The organism is cf. Phormidesmis sp. LEGE 11477 (assembly GCF_015207105.1).
Taxonomy (GTDB): domain Bacteria; phylum Cyanobacteriota; class Cyanobacteriia; order Phormidesmidales; family Phormidesmidaceae; genus Phormidesmis.
Genome location: NZ_JADEXO010000072.1, coordinates 23,565 through 32,440, shown reverse-complemented (window position 1 = coordinate 32,440; position 8,876 = coordinate 23,565). Strand labels below are relative to the sequence as shown.

The following is an 8,876-nucleotide window of genomic DNA, read 5'->3' as shown; positions in this document are numbered from 1 at the left end:
CCTCAATGCCTGGACTGGGCGTGATTGAAACGACAGGGACAGGGATAGGTAGCGCCGCTGGCTTATCAGATACTGCACCATAGCCCGGCTGGGTGGTGCCGTCGATAGTGAGCCCAGCGGCGGTGATAGCCGGGAGCAGATCGACTAGCTCGATGCGAGTATCGCCAGGTAGTGCAAAGCGAATTTGGGGCGTAGCACTGGGGGTGACCAGAGCAGATTCTGTTGGACTGAGTGCATTTAAGGGCAAAGTGCCGTTGGCAACCTCAATGGCTTCACGCAAAGTAAGGGTTTGGTCTGGCGTAATCGGGCCGTCTAAATCGCTATTGACTGTAATGTCAACAACTGGCAGTTCAAGCAAAACTTCTGAAAGATTGTCTGCTTGAGCGATCACCTTGGGTGCGATCGCCAAAGTGATCGCACTAGTCAACGTGCCAAGCCACAGCGCCGCTATCGACAAAGAACGCGCCGTAGACTTTTCTTTACAGTCATCTATCTTACTTTTACCGGCTTCATGCCGTCCTCGGCTGTTCAGTCCTTGAGGTTTGGGTGCTTGAAGTCCACTCGTCAGATTGCTATTCATTGTTCTCACCTCCTTTGCTCTTAATTACCACAGTCCGCGAATTGGCCCGGCTGGTGCTGTTTCCTCGGTGGGAGCCAGCTCTGTTGGCGCTGACTCTGTTGGCGCTAGTTCTGTTGGTGCCGACTCAGGATCCGAAGGTATCACTGGCAGCATAGCGGGCGGCTCACTAGGCGATTCAACCGCTCTGTTTTCACAAGGATCGATGCCGCCTGCCTCTGGATCGACATCCTCAGGGCAGCGGCTAGAGATTGGAATGGCATCTTCAGGGCCGACCAGCGATTCTGTTTCCTGCTGCGCGCCAATATCCTGTAAGCCAAAGCCGCCTAGCAGCTCATTCACCTTGAAGGTCGCGCCGATGAAGAAGCCACTGTCGTCGCGGCGACCGCTGCCCTGGAAACTGCGATCGTTAGCCGCACCAAAGCTGTAGCCCACGCCCAGACGCAGATCGGGGGTGACATAGTAGCCTGTCTCGACGGCTACCGCTGTTTCTTGGTAGTCCGCCGATGGCTGGGCAATATAGCGAGCTTCCCCGGCGATATCCCAGCGATATCCCAATCTGTAGGCGGCTCGAAACTGAGCTAGGTGAATTGTGTTTGAGATACTGTTCAACCCCACTTCGCTAAGATCGGCGTTGGTACTTCTCAGCGCGTATTTGCCGTAGATCTCCCAGCGGAAAGTCGGGGCGATGATCGCTTCGGCTGAAAGCGTATGCTCGGTGATGGTATCTGATCCGGGGGTGTTGAGGGTGGTGGTGGGATTGGTGGCAAATTCATAGCTCAGCAGACCGTTGAAAAAATCGCTGTTGGGGTTGCGATAGGCCAGTCCCAACTTGGCGCTGCTGGTATTTTCAAAGCGACCAGTCAAGGTCTGATTGGCGTAATTGGCCTGCTCGTAGCGGGCGAGGGCAGTGAGCGATCGCGTCAACTTACCCGCTAGCGCCGCCGTGATCACCGTATTGTCATCAGTGTCTTGGTTATCCCGATATTCGGCCCTAGCACTCGCCTGAAAAGCAGGATTGTCCAGATACTCTAGTCCAACCGAATAGGTGCTACCCGGCACCAGACCTAGCGCCGAGGCCGATTGACCCACCGCAAAGGGCTGCGAGAATCGCTCCCCCGTCTGCACTAGACCCAAGCCCCGACCTATAATCCGCTCATAGCCAAGATCGACATTCAGACCCGGCGCTAGGTTCACCCGATGGTTTAACCCCAAAGAGCCTTGGTTTCTGACGCCATCGAAGCCACCGAGGACTGAATAGCGACCCGTTAGCTGCGTATTCACCGACAGATCGTAGTCGAGCAGGGCATCTAGCGTGGTGATAGAATCGGGCGCGACGTCGCTATCGCCAAAGAACTGCTGAGCAAGTCGGACGGTGACCTCTGGCAAGACGTACCAGTCAAGGCCCACGATGGTGCGATTGGGATAGAGCGGATCTTGATCGCCGCTTAGGTTTAGCTCGTTTTGGGCGCGAAAGTCTAAACTGCCCGTGAGTGGAACGGTGAGACCAGAGACAAGCTGACTGCCAGCAAAGTCTAGGTCACCAGCTCTGTCATTGCGATCGCGATACAGATAAGACAGATCCAGCGTAGCCGGGCCTACTTGCTGCTGCACCCCGGCCCTAATGGTTCTGAGCGTATTGTCAACCGTTGTCCCTTGCTCAGGGAAAAATCCCCGATTGGTCAGCGCATCAAACCCGATCAGCACCTGCGGGGTGGTGCCATCGTTTTCTTCTTGATCGTACTGAAATTCTAGGAGGGTATTGCGTCCGATCGCCGCGCTGATCTCGCCGCCGTAGCGGGTTTGACCGGCGCGGAAGCTGCTAGTCGCCGTGTTGGCAAAGTCTTCATCCGCCTGACGGTAGTAGACCCGACCGAGAATGTTGTCTGTAAAGTCGCTGCGGGCCTCTAGCCTAAAGGCAGAACCGTTGCCGTCGCTATCGATCGTGTTGCTGAGCGAAGATTGAGCGTATTCACCAATGAGCTGAGCGCGATCGCCCAGTGAAACCAGCGCGTCTACTCCATAGAGCGTAAAGTCTCGAACATTGTCGCTTTCGGTCACCACCGACGCGCCAATCCAGCTAGGCGACTCTAGATCGTACGAAAAGTTGTACTGTACCCGGCCACCGTACAGCTCTCCACCGCTCTCTTGGCCATCCACCTGATAGGTTGCCACGATTCGCCGCACCAGCGCTGGCCCAAATGGGTTAGAATCCACCGCCGTCACGGGCTGACTGAATAAAATCGCCCCCCGGCTATAGTCAATTCGATAGTCCGCCCCTCGGCTAAGCGGAATCCGTTCGACGACTGTGCCGGGCCGATTAAACTCTTCGACCTCAATGAAAATCTCTTCACTGCCCGCGAATACCAGCGGATTCGAGAGAAAGTAAAAGCCGCTGGTGCCATCAGGAACAATCGTGTCTCTTTGAAACGGGCGAATGTTGTTGGCATACATCGCTGTTAGCTGCAGGCCGCTGTTCTCTCCGCCGATGGTGTAGTTGCCCATAAAGCCGTGGAGCTGGCGACTCGTGGCGCTGAACAATTGCGAAGAACGAGAGAACTCGTTGGTGCTGTAATCGCCCCACATAAAGAAGTTTGGATCAGCCGCTGGCGACTTGGCATCCTGCTGCAAGCGCACATACACACTGTCCGAAGATGGTGTGAGATGGTCAGTAGTTGAGCTATCGCCGAAGATCTCGTAAGTGCAGAACTCTGACTGGATGTCCTGGTAAAGCCGATTGCCATCGCAGCGTTCATTGAGCGTGCGATCGCTGTTATAAGCGCCTGTGATCAGCCAGTTGCCAATCGCACCCGTCGCAAATACTGAGACATCGGCATCGAAAGAATATTCTCCAATATCATCGGGATTCAAAAAATCTCGAAAGCTGCCGCCAAAATCGGTGGCTGAATTGCCATAGCGCAGATCCACAACACCCGTAACCAGAGAAGGGCGCAGCGGTGTGATAAAGCTAACATCCGCATAGCCTTCAATTTCTCTGGCTCCATCGACCAGATTCTCTTCTAGCGGTAGCGGCGTCTGTGCTAGCAGATCGTCTCTAGCTGCCGCTGCCCGGACGCTCACCCTTTGAGCATCTAGGCTAGAGCGCAGCTCGGCTGTAAATTCACCTCGGCGAGCCAGCACCTGAAAACCGGGCCGATCGATATCGTAGTCTGCGCCAATAAATTCACCTGCGCTGGTAGTCAGAGTGACAACAACATCGTTGTCTAATAGATTTCCTTCATTATCCGTGAGAGCACCCGCTAACCTCAGCGTAGAGCGCCTATCAGCCGCGACTAAATCTCCGTTAGTCGACGATATTTGAATCTGATACAAGTCCTCTAGCAGCAGCGGATCGGGGACTTGATGAATCACGGCCTCATCTATTTCACCGAGCTGCTCGCCCTGAATCCGCTCGTTAATGACTTCTGTACGTACTGGAAAAGGGGGCGTGATTACCGGATCATCAGCTTCAGTCAGCTCATCTAGTGCCTGAGCAATCTGCACAGCACCTGATACAGCGGTATTCGGCACAGTAGTCTTTGACACAGCGGTATCTAGTACAGCAGTATTTGGTATAGCCTGACCATCGACAGCGGCAGTGAGTTCATCTTGAGCGTTTCCAGAGTCGAAGGCCGTCGTCTCGGCCAAAGCTGGCAGCACCGACAGGCAGATACTTGAGCCGCTAACTAGCAGAGACAATCCCACACCGGTATAGCTAAAACCGTTTAAACCATTTTTTAAGCGCATCGCTTACGTTTCTCCTTCACCGAAGGTGGGCGTGACTGCAAAGTTCATTCGAGCTAGACCGCCAGGACGGAGACGAACGAGTCTAGACTGGCTGTTTTCCTCAATTCGGAACAGGTTAGGAGCTAGGGTATAGCCCGTCAGGCTGCTGAGATCTAGCGCCCCGACCCGATTGCCCGAGAGCACGTTGTCCATAGAGAACAGTCCGTCAGGATCGGTGATGATGCGATTACCGTTATCCATGTAAATAACCGCATTAGGCACGCCTGGCTCACCTGGCTGCTGATGCCCATCAAAGTTTTTGTCGACAAAGACCCGGCCCAAAATCGTGCCGCAATCAGACAGAATGCCGCTACCTACCGTCAGCCGAAAGGTATCCTCGGCATCGTCAAAGGTATCTGCCGAAACCACCGCTGTGTTGATGCCGTTTCCTCTTAGGGCGTCGGGTGTCAGCAGCGTTGCGTACGAGACGTTGATCTCTTCGCCAGCGGGCAGCCCCGTATCTGAGGTCAGCGTCAGCTCTCTGTCGTTTAGCTCTACATCTAAAGGGAAATCAGCACCGTTAAGGACTGCGGAAACCGAGCCTTCGACAAACTGCAGACCGAAGGGCAGCGTATCTACAATTCGGAAATTGCTATCGGCATCTGTTGTTCCTTCATTTCGAACGAGCAGCTGATAAATAACAACATCGCCAGGTTCAGCTACTGACTTGTTCGCTGATTTGAACAAGCCTAGTCCGAGCGTGTTTTGACCACCCGTAGCGCCTAAGGGATAAGTCACAATATTAGAAAGCTGATCGACGCGAGACTCGTCTGATCCATTGACCGGATCGCCACCTGGTAGGTCATAGCGAATAGACGCCTGGTTGGGCACTGGATTGACAACAGGTTGGGCGATCGCGCTCTCGATCGCCACACTATGCACGCAGACGCTGATCAAACATCCCAAGATAGCTAGGCCGCTAAACTTGATCCAGCGCGTTAGTTTCCCCTTGCTTTTTCGATGGCAAAACATACGAGGAAGCCTCAATTTCGTAAACATTCCACATAACCAGTCAACAAATACAAAACTCTGTCCGGATTAGCGCCCGCTCGCTAGAAAAGTTGAGCAATAGCCTTTAAAGGGAGTATAAAATCACACCTATGTCACTGAGAAACTAAAAGATAGTGATAAAAGTAAGTAACCAGCACCACAAAAGTTCGCGCCGCAAAGTCTCTCAACCTGGCACGTACGTGCGGCTAAGTCTCTGAGGCAAGACCAATAGATACCCTATTTACTTCAAGGCATTCGCGCTTAACTCGTGCTTAAATTATTTAGCGGAATAATTATTGCATCGTCAATTGCGAGAAATCAATCCTAAAAAAAAGGTGTGAAAAGTGACATTTGGTGCATGTCTACTTTTAATCGGCTATTTTCTATAGATTAAACGGCTGCTTCAGAAACCAACTATCGTATACAAGCAAGACGCTATCAACTTTTCAGAGATTGTTGCCGTTGTACGCATAGCGTTCGTAACCCCAACTCTTAAGAAAAACTTATCTATTGAGAGACTGTGACTTAGTGCGGTCGTTTGTTGTGACGCAATACACAAACTCTGTCGAGTCGAACTATCTCTAAGGGCATTCCCTTTATACGAGAAGACTACTAAAACGAGTGCAGCAGCTTATCAGCGCTGTCTGCTCTAAGTTTGTTTCGAGATATGTTGCAAAATATGTATGTTGCAAATTATTACTATCGATATTTCTGATTTCTTTTAAGGTGTTTGTTGGCTGCGCCTGATTATTAGTGGTAGTGCAGATAGCATCATCAGCATCAGCAAGCAAACAACTAACGGCAGAATGCTATCACCCTCTAAAGCTGACGCACCCGTAACGCCTAGCCAGGTATAAACCAGCGTGCCGGGAATGATGCCGATAAACGTACCCAGTGCATAGGCGCGAATCGGCACTGGACTTAGCCCAAAGGCGAAGTTGACGACGTTGAATGGAGAGATAGGAGAAAAGCGAATAGTCAAAACGCAAAACAAAGCGTTTGTGCAGAGCGCGGTGTTGAGCTTTTTGAAAACAGGCTTGTGGTAGAAATGGGCCTTGAACCGTTCAAAAAATAGATAGCGAGCTAGACAAAAGGCTGCGATCGCACCCAGGCTAGCTCCAGCCACAGACCACAGCGTCCCCCACCACAGGCCATACACGGCCCCCCCAACGATCACCAGCAGCGTTCCTGGCACCCCAACAGCATTAGCCACCACATGAGCAAGTACAAATAGCCAGATACTACTGGGCCCTGCCGCCGCAAAGAAATCGGTCAGCGCCATTCGATCAAACAGCACAAACAACGTGTGGCCGCCGCTCATCGACAGAAAAACTGTCAGAGCAGTGGCCACAATGAACAAACCCCAGATTTTTTTAGTAATTCTCACAGGAACATGGTAAGGGCAGATTTTAATGCTGCCCATCGATCCAACAACAGTCCAATAGCAAACAGTCCAATAGCAAACAGTCCAATAGCAAACAGGCTAGGGCGCTCAATAGATAGAACCAGAGATAGAATATGACTACACCTACGCCATATCGGTGCTTCCTGCTTCGGTTTCAGGCACAGAATCGTTGAGCGCTTTTTTGGCAATCTTAGCAATGTAAAGAGAAATAGCGACGATAGTAACAAAGATCAAGATTCTAATCGTCCAGTCAATCAGCGGATTTGCTGGGGCTTCGCCCGTTCCTAGCATGGCAACATCGCCGATTAAAGAGCCTAGATAGACATACATAATCGTGCCAGGAATAATGCCAGTCGTGCCTAGTACATAGTCGCGCAGAGATACTTTGGTTAGGCCCAGTGCATAGTTCAATAGGTTAAACGGAAAGGCAGGCGACAAGCGAATCAAAAAGACCAGCTTCAGACCTTCTTCGGCGATCGCATTGTCCAAAGAATTAAAGAAGCGATTGCCTTCCACCTTTTTCGCGATCCAGTCGCGAGCGATAAACCGACCGATCAAGAAGGCAGCCGTCGCGCCTAGCATCGCCCCGATAAATACCAGAATCGAGCCCTTGACCACACCAAAGACAAACCCCGCCCCCAATGTGACAACAGAGGCCGGTAGAAACGCCACTGTGATCACAACATAGGCCAGCACAAACACAATTGGAGCGATCGCGCCCAATCCGTCAATCCACTCGACCACGCTCACCAGCCACTGCTGAATTTGACCGATAAAGGCAAACGGGCCACCGCCGCCATCCTGTGCCAAATCTTGAGCTAGCGCTGGCATCGCAGAAAACAACAAACCTCCGAACATACCCAAAGCTATCCACTTCCACAATCGATTAACTCTAAACTTTCGCACCGGTCTTTCAACAGACCTCTGAATAATTTTTTGAACAACTCTCATCAGACCTCTTTCCTAATACATTAAAACAACAAAACCTTATAAACCCTCACAACAGCGAGCCTCCGCAGCTAGAACCGCTTCCCGCCGTGCAGCCATAGCAGTAGGGTCGAGTCGCCACCTGCGCGATCAGATCCACCGTCCCAGCCTCTAGCAAAGCGCTAAGCGTCAGCGCTTTTCCATCCGGCGCTCTAGCAGGCAGCGCTTCCATCTGGTTGAAATCGCAGTCATACACATTGCCCAAATAATCTACGGACAGCTCGCTGCGACACATCAAATGCGCCACTGTACTGGCGTTGTAGTGCGAGGCTAAAAACTGTAGGTAGGGCCGATGTAGCAGGCGGTGCTGCAGGTGAAACTTCGTTCGACCAATTGGCAAATTGGTAATCGTAAACAGATGATTGAAGACGATGCCAAAGTGCTGATGCAGATAAGCGCTATAGTCTGCTTGTAGCTTTGCCTGCGGTGGCGTCAGCGAGAAGTTGGTATCTTTTGGCACGGGCGGGTTGTAAACCAGATCTAGCTGCAGATTTGGATCGCGGCCATAGCCTAGCTGATTGAGCCTCTGGATCGCGCGAATAGACTCGTCATAGACGCCTTTACCGCGCATCGCATCGACATTATCTTCTAGATAGCAGGGCAGCGAGGCCACTATATGCAACTGTTGCGCTGCGAAGTAGTCGGGCAAATCCTCATATCCTGGCTCAAAAAAGATAGTCAGATTCGAGCGGACAATCACCTCTTTGCCTTTTGATCTAGCGGCTTCCACAATTGGGCGAAAGCCATAGTTCATCTCTGGTGCGCCGCCGGTTAGATCCACCGTTTTGATTTGATCAAAGCGATCGATAATGGCCAATAGCTGCTCACAGACTTCGGGTAAAAGCTCTTCGGTTCTATGAGGGCCCGCTTCCACGTGGCAGTGGCGACAAGAGAGATTGCATCGGCGGCCCAGATTGATTTGTAGCGTTGTGATGGTCTGCTTTGCTAGCGGCTTGCCCAGCGCTTGCTCGAACGGAGTGACTTGAGTAGAAAGAGTTTGAACCATAGCCCTTGAATGAAAACAGTGAAAGCGATCGCGCTAGCTAGCAAGATTTGGATCTCGAATGACAGTTCTATTAAAGGTCATTGACCTGTAGAAGCCTGAGATTTCAATTAGAAGTCGGAAACTAA

The 8,876-nt window shown here is 51.7% G+C and carries 5 protein-coding genes and 1 pseudogene; all 6 read right to left on the bottom strand.

Translation table 11 applies throughout. From position 1 onward, the window contains the following. Positions 1-580 (bottom strand): annotated as a pseudogene (locus IQ256_RS18585) (hypothetical protein); the annotation flags it as partial. A gap of 24 nt (positions 581-604) precedes the next feature. Further along, a complete protein-coding gene (locus tag IQ256_RS18580) occupies positions 605-4,324 on the bottom strand; it encodes a TonB-dependent receptor (protein WP_193857049.1) in 3,720 nt (1,239 codons plus the stop codon). A gap of 3 nt (positions 4,325-4,327) precedes the next feature. Continuing rightward, positions 4,328-5,335 (bottom strand): isopeptide-forming domain-containing fimbrial protein, encoded by a 1,008-nt coding sequence (locus tag IQ256_RS18575; protein ID WP_193857048.1) that lies wholly within the window; start codon positions 5,333-5,335, stop codon positions 4,328-4,330. Positions 5,336-6,074: 739 nt separating this feature from the next. Then, a complete protein-coding gene (locus IQ256_RS18570) occupies positions 6,075-6,740 on the bottom strand; it encodes a TVP38/TMEM64 family protein (RefSeq protein WP_370623487.1) in 666 nt (221 codons plus the stop codon). A gap of 141 nt (positions 6,741-6,881) precedes the next feature. Then, positions 6,882-7,709 carry a TVP38/TMEM64 family protein gene (locus IQ256_RS18565; RefSeq protein ID WP_193857046.1) on the bottom strand — a complete coding sequence of 276 codons (828 nt, stop codon included), beginning with the start codon at positions 7,707-7,709 and terminating at the stop codon, positions 6,882-6,884. A 46-nt stretch (positions 7,710-7,755) separates the two neighbouring features. Next, positions 7,756-8,751 (bottom strand): arsenosugar biosynthesis radical SAM (seleno)protein ArsS, encoded by a 996-nt coding sequence (gene arsS, locus IQ256_RS18560; RefSeq protein ID WP_193857045.1) that lies wholly within the window; start codon positions 8,749-8,751, stop codon positions 7,756-7,758. Positions 8,752-8,876: the final 125 nt, after the last annotated feature.

Coding starts and splice junctions, on each gene's coding strand:
- arsS (WP_193857045.1), bottom strand. CDS start 8,751: ATGGTTCAAACTCTTTCTACTCAAGTCACTCCGTTCGAGCAAGCGCTG.
- IQ256_RS18575 (WP_193857048.1), bottom strand. CDS start 5,335: ATGTTTTGCCATCGAAAAAGCAAGGGGAAACTAACGCGCTGGATCAAG.
- IQ256_RS18565 (WP_193857046.1), bottom strand. CDS start 7,709: ATGAGAGTTGTTCAAAAAATTATTCAGAGGTCTGTTGAAAGACCGGTG.
- IQ256_RS18580 (WP_193857049.1), bottom strand. CDS start 4,324: ATGCGCTTAAAAAATGGTTTAAACGGTTTTAGCTATACCGGTGTGGGA.